Below are 14903 nucleotides of genomic sequence, written 5' to 3'. Positions count from 1 at the left end.
CTTCGTCCCAGCGGGCCAGGAGTGTCTGGTGGAAAGGATCTTCCGGCTTTTTCCAGCGCTCGATGGCAGCTCCCAGGGCCGCAAGTCCGGTCTCTGCCATTTCTTCATAGTCGATGGTGCCGGTCAGTTCAGCAGCGGAAAAGAGGAGCCGCTTGAAGAAACCAGCCTGCTGCTTCTGCTCTTCCCCTGCTTTTTTAATAGCTCCGGCGAGGGCTTCCTTCGCTCCTGCTGTCTTCGCTTTTTCTCCGACCAGCGCCAGAAGTTTCTGCAGCCATTCTTCACGGCTCATCCTGGCAAGGATTTCTTCTCTGGCTTTTCCTGCGATCAGGGAAATGACTTTTCCTGTTTCCCCATCGGCAAGGCTGGCCGCTTTTTCTTTGTTTTCGCTGACAAGTCCCGTGAGGAAACGGGCGCCTTCTCTGGCAAGAAAGGATTCTGCCGCCTCGCGGACTTTTTCATTGTGGAAGAATTCTCTGTCGGCGAGTTCCATGACAGATCCTCCGAGGGCGCCTTTCAAAAGGCCTGTCTTGTCGATCAGGGAATCGCTGACGGCGGACAGCTTCCTGATGACGGCATCTTGGTTCGACGGAATCAGCGGCTTGTACGGCAGATGGAAGCGCCTCCGGAAGAGGGCTTCGACGGCGATCCAGTCGGCGCAGCAGCCGATAAGGCAGGACTGGGCCAGGAAGTAGAAGATGGAAACGGCTTCGCTTCCGCTCCACGGGCTAGCATGCTGAAGGATCACTGCCGCGCCAAAGAGGATGGCGGAGGCGAGGAAGAGGCGGTTGGCTGTCTGGTATCTTTTCATAGCGCACCTCCTACGAGCGGAATCAGGAAGAAGAGCAATCCCAGAATGGCACCGAAGAGGGAGCCATTCAGACGGATGGCAGCGGTGTCCTCGGAGACAGCTTCCTTCGCAAGGTCTGCCATCGTCCTTCCATCCATAGTGGAGAGCTTGTCCGTGACGGCATTCCCGATCGATTCATGAATCTTCGGGAGGAGCGGCAGGATAAGGCGGACGATGAAGGCATCGAAGGCGCGGCGTTTCTTCTCATCGGCAAAACCTGTCTTGATGAGGGAAAGCGCACCTTCCGAAAGGCGCATGGCCGCCATTTCCTTATTTTCCTCCCAGAGGCGGAAAGCGGTCTCCTTCCCTTTTCCGGCAAGGAGCACGACAACTTTTTCAGTAATGAAATTGTTCACTCTGCGCTTCACGTCTTTATCGTCTTCGAGAGCGCGGATGATTTCCATGCACTTTTCGTCGATCCATGCGCGGGCAGGGCTTCCCTCTTCTGTCAGGGAATCGGCCAGTTTCAAGAGCTCTCTTCGGATGAGTGTCGTCACTTCTTCTGTCTTGTCTTCCATACGGGAGCGGAGAAGGCCGCGGAGAAATCCATTCTGCTCGTAGTCTTTCCATGCAGAAAGGTAGATGCTGCGGATTTCGTCCTGCGTGCATTCGTCTTCAAGAAATCCCTTCGCTTCACGCGCGAGGGCTTCGATGAGCGGCTTGCTTCTTTCTCCTGTACGGAATTCTTCGAGGACGAGAGCGATCTGCCCTGCCCAGTCCGTATCCGCAGCAGCGCCGACGGCTTTTCCGGAGAGGAAACGCCAGAGTTTCTCCTTATCCAGAGAATCCAGTGAAAGGAGGGCTGCTGCGTCGAGGACATTCTTCACGCCGGCTTCATGGGAGAGGATCCAGCGGTAGAGGACATCGGTGGGAACATTTTTCACGACAAGCGCCTTGATCTGCTGTCGCGTCAAAAGTTCCTGCGTGATCATATCCCGCGCGAGGCGGATGATCTTGTCCCGGTCCTTTGCGATAATGTCCGTCCTCTTCCCTATGCCAAGCGGCTTCCCAAAGAGAGAAGCAACGCCGAACCAGTCAGCAAATCCCCCGACCGTCGCGGCAAAGCCCAAGTGAAAGCACCCTTCCGCCAGAAGGGAAATATCTTTATAAGGAGCGGCCGCCGCTGTCAAAACAGCACTGGCCGCCAGGACAACATTCGCCCAAGTTTTCTTCTTCAAGGAAGGCCTCCTTTCGGGGGGATATATAAAAAATGATTAATTAAAACCATACAGATGGGAATGGTTAGGAAAACCGCACAACCAGCCTGAAGGCTGTCGGTAATCAACCCTATCCACCGCAAGCGGTTCCCCTTCCCCGTCTGGGAAGGCAAGCAAAACCACACAGCCGGCCTACGGCCTAGGAACTACTGTATCCCCTGGCTCCGCCAGGACCTTGGTATGATTCAACAAGAAAGACAGAATAATATCATAAATATATTAGGAGGTCATTCTTATGCCATGTAAAACCAAAGCGTCCCCGGAGGAAATGTTAGACCAGATTGCTTCATATCTCTATCAGGGTGTTACGATTACCCAGGCAGCTGAAAATCTTCATATGAGCCGCATAACATTCAGAAAATGGGTTCTCCGGTATAAAGAGGAGGGCTTTAAGGGATTGCGGCCCAGGCAGCATTTGTCTTACTACTCCAATCAGATGAAGATCCAGGCCGTAAAGGAATATCTTAAAGGCGGCGTTTCCATGCTTTCCGTCTGTGCCAAATACAGAATTTCCGGCACTCTCTCCCTTAAAACATGGATTGAGGCGTATAATGAGCATAAGTTGACAGACCTCGTTCCTGAAGGAGGAGATCTTATGGGCAAACGCCAGCAATCGGTCAAGGAAGAGCGAGTCAGAATCGTTCAGGAGTGCATCGCCAGTGGATGCGATTACAACAAGATAGCCAAGAAGTACAACATGTCCTACCAAACACTCTACACATGGGTAAAAAAGTTCAAGGAGATGGGAGAAGTTGGTCTTGAGGATTACAGAGGAAAGCCAATCAGGCTCCAAACGCCCCGGACCGAAGAAGAACGGCTGAGTCAGGAGAATGCCAGACTTCTTGAAGAGAAGAAGGATCTTATAGCAGAGATTGCCCTGCTAAAAAAAAAGATGGAGATAGAGGAAAGGTTGCGTTCCTCGAAGGATTCAGCCTTACTCACCTTCTCAGAGATTTTAAAGCCATAAAAGAAGTCCATGAAGAAACCAACATCTCCATAGAAAGTCTCTGCCGACTCTCAAAGGTCTCCAGGGCAGCTTATTACGGCTGGCTGAATCATATTAAGAGCGGCCGTGAACTGCTGAGAGAAAAGGTCGCACAGGAGGTCGTGAAAATCCATCAGGAATATCCGGATATGGGATACCGCCGGATGAACGATTGGATCAAGAAGTATAGCGAGAGCCACCTTATGGTAAGTGACAGTCTGGTTCTTCGTGTCAGGCGGATACTTAATATTAAGTCCGTGATCAAATACAAGACCGATGGCTGCACTCGTAACGCAAAGGATCCAAAGTACATTTTTGAAAACCTGCTGAACCGTGATTTCGATGCAGGCGTATCCAATGCAAGATGGATGACGGATGTCACCGAATTCAAATACACAACGGCTGATGGAGTTTTGCATAAGTTATATTTAAGCGCCATTATTGATGGCCATGACCGTCGGATTGTCTCTTATGTCATCGGCGACAGAAACAATACTGCACTGGCTTTTGAGACAATGGAAAAGGCGCTTAAAGAGAATCCAGGAGCACATCCAATGATTCATACTGACCGCGGATTCCAGTATACAAGCAACGGATTCCATAAGATCGTTGAAAAAGCAGGACTGGTTCACAGCATGTCCCGCGTAGGCTGCTGTGCAGACAACGGTCTGATGGAAGGGTTCTGGGGAATGCTGAAGCGCGAACGTTACTACACACGTAAATTCACCAGCCGCAAAGCAGTGGTAAGCATGATCAACGGCTACATCTACTTCTACAACAACAAACGCATTCAGCGCAAATTACATCTTTTAGCCCCAATGGAAGTATTCAACGCAGCTCCAATGGCTGCATGATTAAGATTAAGGTACGATTAGATTTTTTATGATATTTATTTGTCTGTATTAACAAATCCGCACCACCTTCTCCTTCGGAGCAAGGTTAACACCCTTAAACCTCGCTCCGCTCGAAAAAACAGAATTCAGTCCATCGCGATTGATAATAGCCAGTCACGTCGAAACAGAAGGTTTTGACCTGCCCCAGCGGGGAAGGCGTCTGGCCTATCTTTTAACTGTTGCCAGAGAAAGGGGTGCAGTATTCATTGGTTTTTATAAAAGGTCCCACGAGTGGAACGAGGTTGGCCTGTTTTCCAAATCGCCATACTTGGCGGTTGTACGGTTTCTATATAAGAGCCTTTAGATTTTAAGGCGTACCTTGGCCTTTTATCGGCGCTGCGGGAGCAGCAAGGTTGAAAGCGTACCTTGGCACTTTGGTTTTGCTCCGCTCCCCCCTTCCACGCAAAAGGAGATGGGAATTCGGTTTCCATCTCCTTTCTTTTTAGTGTCCGCGTTTTAGTTTTTTGAGGTCTACTGTGGGTTGTTCGCAGATTTTTCTGGCTTCGGTGAGCCATCTTTCCCGGAGGGTGGCCGGGGCCAGGACGTTTACGCTGGAGCCCTGGCTTAGGAGCCACATGAGGATGCCTTCGCCTTTTAGTTCTGCGGTGATGAGCCAGCTGCCGTCGTCCTGGAGGACTTTTCTGGCTGTCGGGATGCGGTCCATGACGGCTTCGATGGATCTTCCTGTGTAGAGGAAGGCTACGTGCTGGATGGGGCCGGAGAACATGTACTGGGTCTGGTTTTTGAAGACGCCTTCTCTGAAGCGTTTGTTGTATGGGACGTCCCATTTGATTTTTGTTTCTTCGACGTCGGACATGCGGTCCAGGCGGTAGGTCCTGGTGTCGACGGTGGGATCGGGTTTGTGGTCGTCGCCGAATGGAAGGGCGATGACGTAGAAGTAGTATTCGGAGAAGACGACGCCGAGGGGCAGTGCTCTGTGGGGCGTGCCCTGGGTGCTTCCTATTTTCGTATAGTCGAAGGTGATGACGTGATGTTTCTTGATGGCCTGGGCGACTTCCCAGAGCTGGTCCATGTCGGGCTTGCCGTGGGACGGGTCGAGGTAGTCGAAGAGTTCGCGTTTGACGAATTCCTTGATTTCTTCCTGTTCTTCGGGAAGGACGGCGGACTGGAGGAGGCGGTTCATGAGGGACTCGAGGTCTTTCCTGCTGTAGGTTCTTCCGCCAAGGAGAATCTTGCAGATGGCGAAGAGTTCGCTTTTGGAAATGAAGCGGTTCTCGACTTCGGCGATGCGGTATGTCCTGTCTTCTCTGCTGTAGCGCAGTTCTCTTCTGGGGCCGTCTTCTTTCTCTGCTTCTTCGAGGTACTGGCGGATGGCAGCAAGGTAGCGGTTCGCGGTTCGCGCGTTCACGTCGAAACGTGTGGCAATCTGTTCTTTCGTAAGAGGATGCCCATGGATCATTATGTCAAAGAGGGCCAGCATTTTCCCTGTCTTGTTGTCTTCTTTTTCATCTTTAATGGCAGCCATGACTATCACACTCCTAAAACGACTTATTATTACATGGTTCAATTATACCAAATCATGCGTTTATAGTTAAACATGATGAGTCAAAAAGATATGAGACTTGGGCAAAGGAAATGTAAGAAATTGAAAAGAGCTGCAGGAAATGTGTGGTCATTTCTACAGCTCTTTTTTCATCGAAACTTATTTCGCTTTTTCCATGGCGGGGTTCTTCAGTGTGAATGCGGCGATGGCTCCGAGGATGCCGGCTATCCAGAGGATCTGGAGGGCGGCGGTGAGGCCCCAGATATCAGCGGCCCAGCCTACGATGGGCGCGAAGATGCCGCCTAATGTCGTGGAAAGTCCGAGGGTAACGCCGGAGGCGAAGCCTGCATTTCTTCCAAGGTAGGTCTGTCCCAGGATGACCATCGGGCTGTATCCGGAGAATACAGAGATGGCGCATGGCACGAGGAGGGCTGTCGCGAGGAAGAGATTTGTCGTATTTGTGAGGAGGAAGTAGGCAGGAACCATGATACAGAATGCGGTGCGGATGATGGTCCTGTAGCCCAGGCGGTCAGAGAGCATGCCTCCGAAGTAGGTGCAGACAGCGCCGATGCCAAAGAGGATGGAAAGGGCGGTCGTTCCCTGAGAGGCTGTCGCGCCGAGGGCTCCGATCCAGAGGAGCGGGATGAATGTATTGCTCAGTGTGAAGCCCATAGAGCGGGCAAGGATGCAAACGGAAAGTTTGCCAAAGGAAGGCCAGTCGTCCGTCTCCCCTGTTTCTCCAGAGGAAACTTTCTTCCTGTCTGCGACGCGTGTGTCGGCGAAGACTTTTCTGGAACGGGAGTAAAGGAGTGCGGCTGCGAAAAGGTTCACGATGCCGAAGATGACGAGGGAATGGATACCGAGATGGTAAGCGCAGATGCCGGCAAGGATCGGCCCGATAGCGAATCCCCCATTTCCACCGACGGAGAATGTCCCCATCGCTTTCCCCTTCTTCTCACCACTGATGCGGTTCACCATGAGAGCGGCTTCAGGATGGAAGAGTGCACTTCCCACGCCGCAGAGGATGGCAGCGGCAAAGATGGCGTAGTAGTTCGTGAGAAATCCCATTGCTGTCACGGCAAGTCCGCAGAGGACGGGCCCCAGCGGGACGAACCAGGGACGGGAAATCTTGTCCGAATAGTAGCCGAAGAGCGGCTGAAGGATGGATGCCAGAAGGACATTGGCAAAAATAAGCGCGCCGGCTGACTGGTAATTAAGGCCGTAGTGTGCGATGAAGTATGGCAGCAGAGCAGGAATCGCGCCCTGCGCCCAGTCCACGGACAGGTGCCCGAGTGCAAAGAGATAGATTGCAGAACTTTGTTGTTTCAAGATGGCGCCTCCTTGGACAATGCAATGGAAATCCCGATTGCGAGATTTTTAGATATGTCAAAATTATAGAGGATTTGGGATGGAGTGGCAAGGGGGGAGATATAGGAAGATAAAACCGAACTTCGTTCGATGGAAAACCATAAAGCAAGGGAAAGGAGAAAAACCATAAAACAAGGAAAACCATACCGCCGCCTTACAGGCTGGGAACTTCATCTCATTCCCCGGCTCCGCCGGTACCTTCTCCTTCGGCGCAAGGTCAACACTCTTAAACCAGTCTTCGACTGAGGAAAACCTCAAAACCTCGCTTCGCTCGTGGTAATCAACCCTATCCACCGCGAAGCGGTCCCCCTTCCCCGTCTGGAAAGGCGAGTATTGGTGGCCTGTACCGTGGTGTCCTCCCACCAAAAAAGAGCACGAGGTTTCCCCATGCTCTTTTTACTTTCGGATTACCGGAAGGTCAGTACTTCTTTGAGTGGTTTTCTTTCGTTGGCTGCCGGGATGACTGCCGGGTGTCCGATGGCAATGATGCAGGATACGTCGTAGTTTTCCGGAAGGTCGAGTATTTCTTTGATTTTTGCTTCGTCGTAGCGGCCCATGACGAGGGTGCCGAGTTCGAGGGCGTTGGCTGCTACGCAGAGGTAGGATGCTGCCATGCCTGCGTCGAAGGACTGCCAGTGGGTGCCTTTTGTGGTGGATGGTGTGCCGTCTGGTTCGTAGCCGGAGAGGCCTTTGATGGCGCAGAGGATGATGAGGGCCGGCGCTTCGTGGATGTTTTCTGTGTTCCACGGGAATTTCTTTGTGCATTCGTCGGCGATGCGGTTCTTCAGGTCTTCGTCAAGAACGGCAATGTAGCGGATGGGCTGGGTGTTTTCCCAGCAGGATGCCATCTGCGAGGTTTCCACGACATTTTCGATTTCCTGCTGCGAGAGCGGTTCTCTGGTGTATTCGCGGACGCTTCTTCTGGAAATCAAACAACTAATAGCTTCCATCTTTTCCTCCTTATTTCGGAAAAAATCTGACTTGGGGATCAGGAATCCCTCTGTTTGGTTCCCTCTATTTTAGCATATTTTTGCATCTTTCCAAATGGTCTTGATGGACTATCTGGAAAGAAATAAATGGGCGCCGTCGAGCTGGTAAATGTCTTCTTTTCCCTGGTCGTCCGGGGAGTAACGGATCTTGACGTAGATGTCTGGTTTTGCGTCATCATGGAGCCATACGCCGATGGTGGCAAGGGTCTGGACGCCGTCTTTTCTGCTGCCGGTTCTCCAGATGCTGTCGTTTGGTCCGTCATGCTCATCTTCGGAGAAAGCAATCATGTCGTCCAAGGTATATGGCGCATGGGGCTCGGAGAGGAGTTCGTCGATACGGTGAAGTCTGGTGCTGCTCGATCTTCCTATTTTGTGATTGAATTGTGTCAAATCCGGCAGGAGGAAATGGTTTGTGTGAGCCAGTGTCCCGTTCTCTTCTGTCTTTACGTCCCAGATGCCGTCTTCGCCGATTTCAACGTACGCGATTTCATGGGCGTCTGCCATGAGAAAGAAGCCCGGGCTCTTGAAGTAATCTTTCATTTCGAGCGCTTCTTTGACCGAGGAGCAATTGCCAAGGAGTGCTGCGAGAGTGCCGCGCTTGCCGTAGGCGAGCCGTACGTCTTTGGGAATCGGTTCAGCGACGGCGGAGAAAACGGCGAATCCTGCTTCGTTCACTCCGCCTGTCAGCGACATATGATCTTCGTTGCCGCCGTAAATGCCGTAGTAACGGTATACGTGGCCCTGATGGTACCGCATTTCCTGGTACATGGGGTGCTCATCGCGGTTCTTCACGATGATGGCTCCCCCGCCTTCGACGGCGCTGCCCTGAGCGGCAAAAAGCGTGCATGCCTTCGCCTGCCATGGGAGTAAGATCAGGCCGGCAGCCGCTAGCGCCCATGCGGTCTTTTTCAGTGAGAATTTCATGGAACGTCCTTCCTTCGGGAGCTTTGCAGCCATCCCCTTCCGGATTCGTGCTTATCATACGCCTGTATAGCCGTCATACAGCAAGCATCCGGGATGTATTAAATGAAATAAAACCTTGAATTGAGGGAGAGAAAACTAAAACCTTAACAACCAGCCTTACGGCTGATGGAAAAGCTTCGATTTCCTTAATTATACGCTTAGAGTGCAAGGGGGATGTAAAACATGGAATAAGAAAAAGATGATAAAACCAAACAACCTCGCTGCGCTCGATAACTTCACCTCCTCAGTCGCCTTCGGCGCCAGCTCCCCCGTGGGGAAGCCTTTCGGTTGGCATGTTTTCCGTTTCGCCACACTTGGCGGTTGTGAAGGTTTGATAAGAAATAGCTTATTGATTTGAAAGCGTACCTTGGCACTTTAGCAATGCTGCGTCAGCGACGAGAAAACATGAAAAACCATACAGCCGGCCCATGGCCTGGGAACTACTGTATCCCCGGCTAACGCCGCCCACCTTCTCCTTTCGGAGCAAGGTCAACACCCTTAAACCAGCCTTCGGCTGAGGAAAACCATACAACCGCAGCAATGCTGCGTGGTAATCAACCCTATCTGCCGGCATCAGTATTTGAGGCCGGCACCTTCCCCGTCTGGGAAGGCAAGTGTTAGCGGTTCTTCCGCCTCCTCTACCGCTCTCCTCCTCCCCACTCAAAAGCCCGGGATTTTTCAGGATCCCGGGCTTTTTCTTTTCTACTATATATACTTTATATAATATTCCCTTATTTAATGTGTGCGAGGATGGCTTCGGTCATTTCTATGCCGTTTACTTTTTTCATGCCTTCTTTGTAGATGTCGCCGGTTCTGTAGCCTTCGTCCAGGGTGTCGGAGACAGCTTTTTCTATGGCGTCGGCGGCTTTGTCTTCGTTCAGGGAGTAGCGGAGGAGCATGGCGGCGGAGAGGATGGCGGCTATCGGGTTGGCTATGCCTTTTCCTGCGATGTCCGGGGCGGAGCCGTGGATGGGTTCGTAGAGGCTGGTTTCCTGGCCTATGCTGGCAGAGGGGAGCATACCTACGGATCCGGAGAGTACGGCGGCTTCGTCGGAGAGGATGTCACCGAACATGTTGCCTGTGACTACTACGTCGAAGAAGGGCGGGTGGATGGCGAATTGCTGGGCGCAGTTGTCTACGTACATGTGGTCGAGTTTGACGTCGGGGTATTCTTCGTCATGGACGCGGATGACGGTGCGGCGCCAGAGGCGGGATGTGGCGAGGACGTTGGATTTGTCTACGCTGGTGACGTGGTTCTTTCTTTTTCTGGCTGCTTCGAAGGCAAATCTTGCGATGCGTTCGACTTCGGGGACGGAGTAGTTTTCGAGGTCCCATGCTCTTTCGGCGCCGTTATGGATTTCGGATTCGCAGCGGTCGCCGAAGTAGATGCCGCCGACGAGTTCTCTGACGATCATGATGTCGGTGCCTTTGGCGATTTCGGGTTTCAGCGGAGAGTAGTCGATCATGGAGTCGGAGATGCGGACGGGACGGAGGTTGACGTAGAGTCCGAGTTGTTTCCGAAGGCCCAGGATGGCTTTTTCGGGACGGAGGTCGGGTGTGAGGTGGTCCCACTGGTCTCCTCCTACGGCGCCGAAGAGGACGGCGTCGGCTTTGCGGCAGGATTCGATGGTTTCTTCGGGAAGCGGGGATCCTGTGTGGTCGTAGGCGGTGCCGCCTGCTTCTTTCCATTCGAACTGGAAGCCAATTTTATAGATTTCATCGATTTTCCCGAGGACGCGGACGGTTTCTTCCGTGATTTCCTGCCCTATCCCGTCGCCCGGGATGACTGTGATTTTCTTTGCCATCATTTTTTCTCCTTTACGTAATTGATGAGTCCGCCTGCTTTGGCGATTTCTTCAATGAATCCGGGAAGCGGCGGGGCCTGGAAGGTATCGCCGGTGGTGACGTCTTCGATGGTGCCTTTGGAGAGGTCGACTTTGAGGATGTCGCCGGCGTGGATCTTTTCGACGTCTTTCCCGATTTCAAGGAGCGGGAGGCCTACGTTGATGCCGTTTCTGTAGAAGATGCGGGCAAAGGATTCTGCGATGATGACGGGTATGCCGGATGCTTTGATGGCGACGGGGGCGTGTTCTCTGGAGGAGCCGCAGCCGAAGTTTCTTCCGCCGACCATGATGTCGCCTGCTTTGACTTCTTTGGCAAATGTGGGGTCGATGTCTACCATGCAGTGGGATGCGAGTTCTTTCGGATCGAATGTATTCAGATATCTTGCGGGGATGATGACATCGGTATCGATGTTGTCGCCGTAGCGCCAGACTTTTCCTTCTAAGACTGCCATATTACTTGACCTCCTTCGGCGCCGCGATGCGGCCCAGTACTGCGCTGGCTGCCGCTGTCTGCGGTCCTGCCAGGTAAATTTCGGAATCGGTCGGACCCATGCGTCCGATGAAGTTTCTGTTCGTTGTGGAAACGCATTTTTCCCCGGATGCGAGGATGCCCATGTATCCGCCAAGGCACGGCCCGCATGTCGGTGTGGATACGGCGCAGCCTGCATCGATGAATGTATCGATGTACCCTGCATGCATGGCATCTTTGTAAATCTGCGGAGTAGCCGGGATGACGATGCAGCGGACGTCTGGATGGATCTTGTGTCCTTTGATGATGGATGCGGCGATGGCGAGGTCTTCGAGGCGGCCGTTCGTGCAGGAGCCGATGACGACCTGGTCGATCTTGATTTCTCCGAATGTCCCTACTTCTTTCGCATTTTCAGGGAGGTGCGGGAAGGAAACGACGGGTTTCATGGAGGAGAGGTCGATGGTGACTTCTCTTGCATAGTGGGCATCGGGATCAGGTGTGACGACGACTTTCGGTCCGTGGTATCTGCCTTCGATGTAGGCTTCGGTTCTTTCGTCAACGGGGAAAATGCCGTTTTTTGCGCCGGCTTCGATGGCCATGTTCGCAATGGTGAAGCGGTCGGTCATGGAGAGTGTCTTGACGCCCGGGCCTTCGAATTCAAGGGACTGGTAGAGGGCGCCGTCGACGCCGATCATGCCAATGAGTTTCAGGATGACGTCCTTGCCTGTGATGTCTGAGGGCTTTGTGCCGGTCAGAGTCACTTTGATGGCATCGGGGACTTTGAACCATGCGCGGCCTGTCGCCATAGCGACGCCAAGGTCGGTGGAGCCGACGCCGGTGGAGAATCCGCCGAGGGCTCCGTAGGTGCAGGTGTGGGAGTCAGCACCGATGGTGACCATGCCCGGGCCTACGAGGCCTTTTTCCGGAAGGAGGGCATGCTCGATGCCGACTCTGCCCTGTTCGAAGTAGTGCGTGATGTGGTGCTCGCGGGCGAAGTCTCTGACGATCTTTGCGAGACCTGCTGACTTGATGTCTTTGGCCGGCTGGAAATGGTCGGGAACAAGGACGATCTTGTCCTTATCAAAAACGGGGCGTCCGATGCGCTTGAATTCAGCGATCGATGGCGGAGCGGTGATGTCATTGGCCATGACGAGGTCGAGCGAGCAGGTGATCAGATCTCCTGCCTTCACGGAATCCACGCCGGCGTGCGCCGCCAGAATTTTCTGTGTCATTGTCATTCCCATAAGCTTACCTCCTGCAATTCTTTTCCCAATAAAAAAAAATCCTCCATCTCCAAAGAGACGAAGGATTCGCGGTACCACTCTCATTCATGACCCAAGGGTCATGCACTCAAAACCATTAACGGCGGATGACCGGCACGGCCTACTATTTTCAGCCTGCGACTCGGGGACGAGTTCAACGATCGGCCGCTGCCGTTTTCCACTATACAACGGCTCCCTGTGAGCGGCGGGGATGTTTACTATTTCCCGTCAATGTCTTTATCTTATGCCTTGTACTTTAGCACAAGATGAGGAGCGTTGCAAATATTATTTTCAGAAATTTATTTATCCCTGGTTTCCATGAAATCTTTCAGGTTGTGCTTGTAGAGATGCAGGATGCCATAGAAGTACTGCTGCTTTTTGACGTAGCCTGTATTTTCGAACCAGTCCTTCACGAGCTTTCCTCCGACGAGGACGCTCCCGAAGGGAACGATCAGGGCGACGCAGAGCATGATGATGAACTGGAGGATGTCCATGCGCTTCGGGCTCTTGACGATTTCCGCCAGACGGCATTCGTGCCGGAGGTCTTCCAGGAATTTCTCGTAGTTCTCACGCTCGGAGAGTGCCTTTTCGTTTGCGATAAGGCAGGCATTACGACCGCACCAGCCGTAGCGGATGCCGTATTTCTCGAATTTTGTTTCAATTTTCCCCGGAAGGGCGCGCATCAGGGCTACATTTCCCACGAAAAGGAAATGGGCGTCCTTCGGGAAGAGCCAGTTCTGTATGATCCACTGGTCTTCGCTCAATATGATGAGGCGGATGCCGCCGGGCAGCGTTTCTTCCGGGTGCTCCTCCTCTTCATTGCGAATCATCCGCAGCATGCGGTTGGAAAAGGAAGAGTCCGTCCCGGCTGTTACCACGTAGAGTATTTTCTGATTGTCCACGTTTCCTCCACAGTCTTTCAATTCCGGATGGATTTCTTTGCCCCTATCATACCACTAACTACGAATTTTTTCGATGACAAAGATTCGCATTAATCGTGCGGGCTTATTCGACGCCGGGGAAGCTGTCGACGAATTCGACTCTGACATCCGGGAAGGAATTGACGATCTCGACGGTGAAATCTTCGCCATAGTCGACGATCTCCCACTCGCCTATGTCGCGCGGGAAGGCATCGACGAGCTTGACGCGGATATCGGGGAATGAATTGACAACCTTGATCTTGATATCTCCGAAGTTCCTGACGATTTTCACTTTGCCAGCCAGCTTGATGCCTTTGTAGTACCCGTCCTGGCTGACGGGATTCGCGGCGGATGCTGCCATCGGAAATGCAGCAAGGATCAGGAAAAGTGCGGCAGCGATGATGGCTAAGATTTTTTTCATGATGTCCTCCTTCCGGGAATGTCCCTTTTCTTTATTATACTCTTGGATGGGACAGAATCCGTCATATTTCAAGGGACTTAGAAATAATTTCCAGATTTCTTTCTTCTTCTTCTCCTGACGCGGTTGATATGGCGCTCGAAGTCGCCATTGTCGATGAATTCCGCCAGAACGAGCTGGTCATAGACGGGGACGGTGCAGGAGTAGAAGCCTGCCTTCTTTTCGTAAAGAGCCATGCAGGACCGGGGAAGGACGAGGTAGCCGGCGCGGATGGAGGGCGCGATTGTCTTGGAAAATGTATTCATGTAAATGACGAGTCCGTCGGGCGCGAGGGAAAAGAGCGTGTCTTCCGGCTTGGAAAGAAGGGTGAATTCGGAGTCGAAGTCGTCTTCGATGATGTATCCTCCCCTTTCCTTGGCCCAGCGGATGTACTCGGCGCGCTTTGAGGCGGAGGCGGTGATGCCGGATGGAAAGGAATTGAAGGGCGTCACGTGAAGGACGTAGGCTTTCGTGCGGGAGAGCTCCCCGGATTCGATACCGTCTTCTCCCATGGTAAGGAGGTCCGTCCTTGCGCCATTCGCTTCGTAGACTTTCCGGATCTTGTCGTAGGAAGGATTCTCCAGGGCATAGAGGCGGTCTCTTCCAAGGACCTGCACGTTGAGACCGTAAATGTACTCGGCGCCGGAACCAATTAGGATCTGCTCGGGGGAGACGTCCATCCCGCGGCTCCTCGCCAGGTATCTGGAAAGCGCGCCTCGCAGTTCTTCGCAGCCGCGGCTCGGTGACGGGTCGAGGATTTTTCGGCCGTAATCGGAAAGGACGGAGCGCATCGTCCTGGCAAAGGCGGAGAAAGGAAAGAGGTCCCGTTCCCCTTCGTCACGGAGCTCTGCCTTGACGGGCGGCGCCGCTTTCCTTTCATGCGGACGGGGCGCGGCATAGGAGGAGTCCTCGCGATACGTCACGTAGCATCCGCTTCTTTCCCTCGGCTCGATGTAGCCTTCCTCGGTCAGGAGCGAGAGCGCATGCTCGACGGTGATGATGCTCGTCCCTTTCTGGTCTGCAATGCGCCTCTTGGAGGGTATCTTCGTCCCGTAGTCATAGACACCCCTTGTGATCGCATCGCGCAGGTTCACATACAGCTTCATGTAAGCGTTCATTTTCCTTCTTTTTATCCTCTATCTGGTCTTATTTTTAAAATCATTTCTGGTGATTTTCATATACTCA

15 protein-coding genes and 1 other annotated feature (1 of these 16 cut by a window edge) are annotated in these 14903 nt (G+C 52.8%); of the genes, 3 read left to right on the top strand and 12 right to left on the bottom strand.

Features of this window, described 5'->3' with window-relative positions; genetic code table 11:
- Together Dia5BBH33_RS00785 and Dia5BBH33_RS00780 are read right to left on the bottom strand one after the other, a co-directional pair.
- A protein-coding gene (locus tag Dia5BBH33_RS00785; RefSeq protein ID WP_143332158.1) for a DUF445 family protein crosses the window boundary here: on the bottom strand, nt 1-808 show its 5' portion. The gene continues 479 nt to the left of window position 1, outside the view; the window shows 808 of its 1287 coding nt (coding positions 1-808); it begins with the start codon at nt 806-808; the stop codon falls past the left edge of the window.
- Nucleotides 805-2025, bottom strand: coding sequence for a DUF445 family protein (locus Dia5BBH33_RS00780; RefSeq protein WP_022382796.1), 1221 nt, complete (start codon nt 2023-2025; stop codon nt 805-807). The genes Dia5BBH33_RS00785 and Dia5BBH33_RS00780 overlap by 4 nt, the downstream gene beginning before the upstream one ends.
- A 307-nt stretch (nt 2026-2332) precedes the next feature.
- Here Dia5BBH33_RS00780 and Dia5BBH33_RS00775 point away from each other — a divergent pair, with 307 nt between their 5' ends.
- Nucleotides 2333-3031, top strand: coding sequence for a helix-turn-helix domain-containing protein (locus tag Dia5BBH33_RS00775; RefSeq protein WP_162501737.1), 699 nt, complete (start codon nt 2333-2335; stop codon nt 3029-3031).
- The gene (locus Dia5BBH33_RS00770) at nt 3028-3903 is read left to right on the top strand and encodes an IS3 family transposase (RefSeq protein WP_108850042.1); all 876 of its coding nucleotides are present in this window, start codon (nt 3028-3030) and stop codon (nt 3901-3903) included. The genes Dia5BBH33_RS00775 and Dia5BBH33_RS00770 overlap by 4 nt, the downstream gene beginning before the upstream one ends.
- Nucleotides 3904-4384: 481 nt before the next feature.
- Here Dia5BBH33_RS00770 and Dia5BBH33_RS00765 read toward each other — a convergent pair whose 3' ends face one another.
- Both Dia5BBH33_RS00765 and Dia5BBH33_RS00760 read right to left on the bottom strand, forming a co-directional pair.
- Nucleotides 4385-5428, bottom strand: a complete 1044-nt coding sequence (locus Dia5BBH33_RS00765) for a helix-turn-helix transcriptional regulator (protein ID WP_143332155.1) — start codon at nt 5426-5428, stop codon at nt 4385-4387.
- 177 nt (nt 5429-5605) lie between these two features.
- Complete coding sequence (locus Dia5BBH33_RS00760) at nt 5606-6775, bottom strand: MFS transporter (RefSeq protein WP_143332154.1); 1170 nt, start codon at nt 6773-6775, stop codon at nt 5606-5608.
- Nucleotides 6776-6904: 129 nt separating this feature from the next.
- Here Dia5BBH33_RS00760 and Dia5BBH33_RS10990 point away from each other — a divergent pair, with 129 nt between their 5' ends.
- A complete protein-coding gene (locus tag Dia5BBH33_RS10990; RefSeq protein WP_162501736.1) occupies nt 6905-7060 on the top strand; it encodes a hypothetical protein in 156 nt (51 codons plus the stop codon).
- Between the two features lie 161 nt (nt 7061-7221).
- Here Dia5BBH33_RS10990 and Dia5BBH33_RS00755 read toward each other — a convergent pair whose 3' ends face one another.
- From Dia5BBH33_RS00755 to pdxR, 8 genes are all read right to left on the bottom strand, one after another.
- Entirely contained in the window at nt 7222-7764 is a 543-nt protein-coding gene (locus Dia5BBH33_RS00755) for a nitroreductase family protein (protein ID WP_143332153.1), read from the bottom strand.
- Nucleotides 7765-7872: 108 nt separating this feature from the next.
- Entirely contained in the window at nt 7873-8727 is an 855-nt protein-coding gene (locus tag Dia5BBH33_RS00750; protein ID WP_162501735.1) for a carcinine hydrolase/isopenicillin-N N-acyltransferase family protein, read from the bottom strand.
- Nucleotides 8728-9497: 770 nt separating this feature from the next.
- The gene (gene leuB / locus Dia5BBH33_RS00745; protein WP_198419619.1) at nt 9498-10574 is read right to left on the bottom strand and encodes a 3-isopropylmalate dehydrogenase; all 1077 of its coding nucleotides are present in this window, start codon (nt 10572-10574) and stop codon (nt 9498-9500) included.
- On the bottom strand, nt 10571-11062 hold the full coding sequence (locus Dia5BBH33_RS00740) for a 3-isopropylmalate dehydratase small subunit (protein ID WP_108850124.1): 492 nt from the start codon (nt 11060-11062) through the stop codon (nt 10571-10573). Before Dia5BBH33_RS00740 ends, leuB begins: the two co-directional genes overlap by 4 nt.
- A 1-nt stretch (nt 11063) precedes the next feature.
- Nucleotides 11064-12323 carry a 3-isopropylmalate dehydratase large subunit gene (leuC, locus tag Dia5BBH33_RS00735; RefSeq protein ID WP_143332151.1) on the bottom strand — a complete coding sequence of 420 codons (1260 nt, stop codon included), beginning with the start codon at nt 12321-12323 and terminating at the stop codon, nt 11064-11066.
- 50 nt (nt 12324-12373) lie between these two features.
- Nucleotides 12374-12582: a binding site (T-box leader), on the bottom strand.
- Nucleotides 12583-12640: 58 nt separating this feature from the next.
- Nucleotides 12641-13264 carry a hypothetical protein gene (locus Dia5BBH33_RS00730; RefSeq protein WP_143332150.1) on the bottom strand — a complete coding sequence of 208 codons (624 nt, stop codon included), beginning with the start codon at nt 13262-13264 and terminating at the stop codon, nt 12641-12643.
- A gap of 82 nt (nt 13265-13346) precedes the next feature.
- Nucleotides 13347-13682 carry a hypothetical protein gene (locus tag Dia5BBH33_RS00725; RefSeq protein ID WP_232518061.1) on the bottom strand — a complete coding sequence of 112 codons (336 nt, stop codon included), beginning with the start codon at nt 13680-13682 and terminating at the stop codon, nt 13347-13349.
- 77 nt (nt 13683-13759) lie between these two features.
- Nucleotides 13760-14836 (bottom strand): MocR-like pyridoxine biosynthesis transcription factor PdxR, encoded by a 1077-nt coding sequence (gene pdxR, locus Dia5BBH33_RS00720; protein WP_108850126.1) that lies wholly within the window; start codon nt 14834-14836, stop codon nt 13760-13762.
- Nucleotides 14837-14903: the final 67 nt, after the last annotated feature.

Source organism: Dialister hominis (assembly GCF_007164725.1).
GTDB lineage: Bacteria > Bacillota > Negativicutes > Veillonellales > Dialisteraceae > Dialister > Dialister hominis.
This window is presented reverse-complemented; position numbering and strand designations above follow the sequence as displayed.

What these genes read in the sequence shown, in the direction of transcription:
- leuB (WP_198419619.1), bottom strand. Translation starts at nt 10,574, where the DNA reads ATGATGGCAAAGAAAATCACAGTCATCCCGGGCGACGGGATAGGGCAG.
- Dia5BBH33_RS00775 (WP_162501737.1), top strand. Translation starts at nt 2,333, where the DNA reads ATGTTAGACCAGATTGCTTCATATCTCTATCAGGGTGTTACGATTACC.
- pdxR (WP_108850126.1), bottom strand. Translation starts at nt 14,836, where the DNA reads ATGAACGCTTACATGAAGCTGTATGTGAACCTGCGCGATGCGATCACA.
- leuC (WP_143332151.1), bottom strand. Translation starts at nt 12,323, where the DNA reads ATGGGAATGACAATGACACAGAAAATTCTGGCGGCGCACGCCGGCGTG.
- Dia5BBH33_RS00755 (WP_143332153.1), bottom strand. Translation starts at nt 7,764, where the DNA reads ATGGAAGCTATTAGTTGTTTGATTTCCAGAAGAAGCGTCCGCGAATAC.
- Dia5BBH33_RS00765 (WP_143332155.1), bottom strand. Translation starts at nt 5,428, where the DNA reads ATGGCTGCCATTAAAGATGAAAAAGAAGACAACAAGACAGGGAAAATG.
- Dia5BBH33_RS00750 (WP_162501735.1), bottom strand. Translation starts at nt 8,727, where the DNA reads ATGAAATTCTCACTGAAAAAGACCGCATGGGCGCTAGCGGCTGCCGGC.
- Dia5BBH33_RS10990 (WP_162501736.1), top strand. Translation starts at nt 6,905, where the DNA reads ATGGAAAACCATAAAGCAAGGGAAAGGAGAAAAACCATAAAACAAGGA.
- Dia5BBH33_RS00740 (WP_108850124.1), bottom strand. Translation starts at nt 11,062, where the DNA reads ATGGCAGTCTTAGAAGGAAAAGTCTGGCGCTACGGCGACAACATCGAT.
- Dia5BBH33_RS00725 (WP_232518061.1), bottom strand. Translation starts at nt 13,682, where the DNA reads ATGAAAAAAATCTTAGCCATCATCGCTGCCGCACTTTTCCTGATCCTT.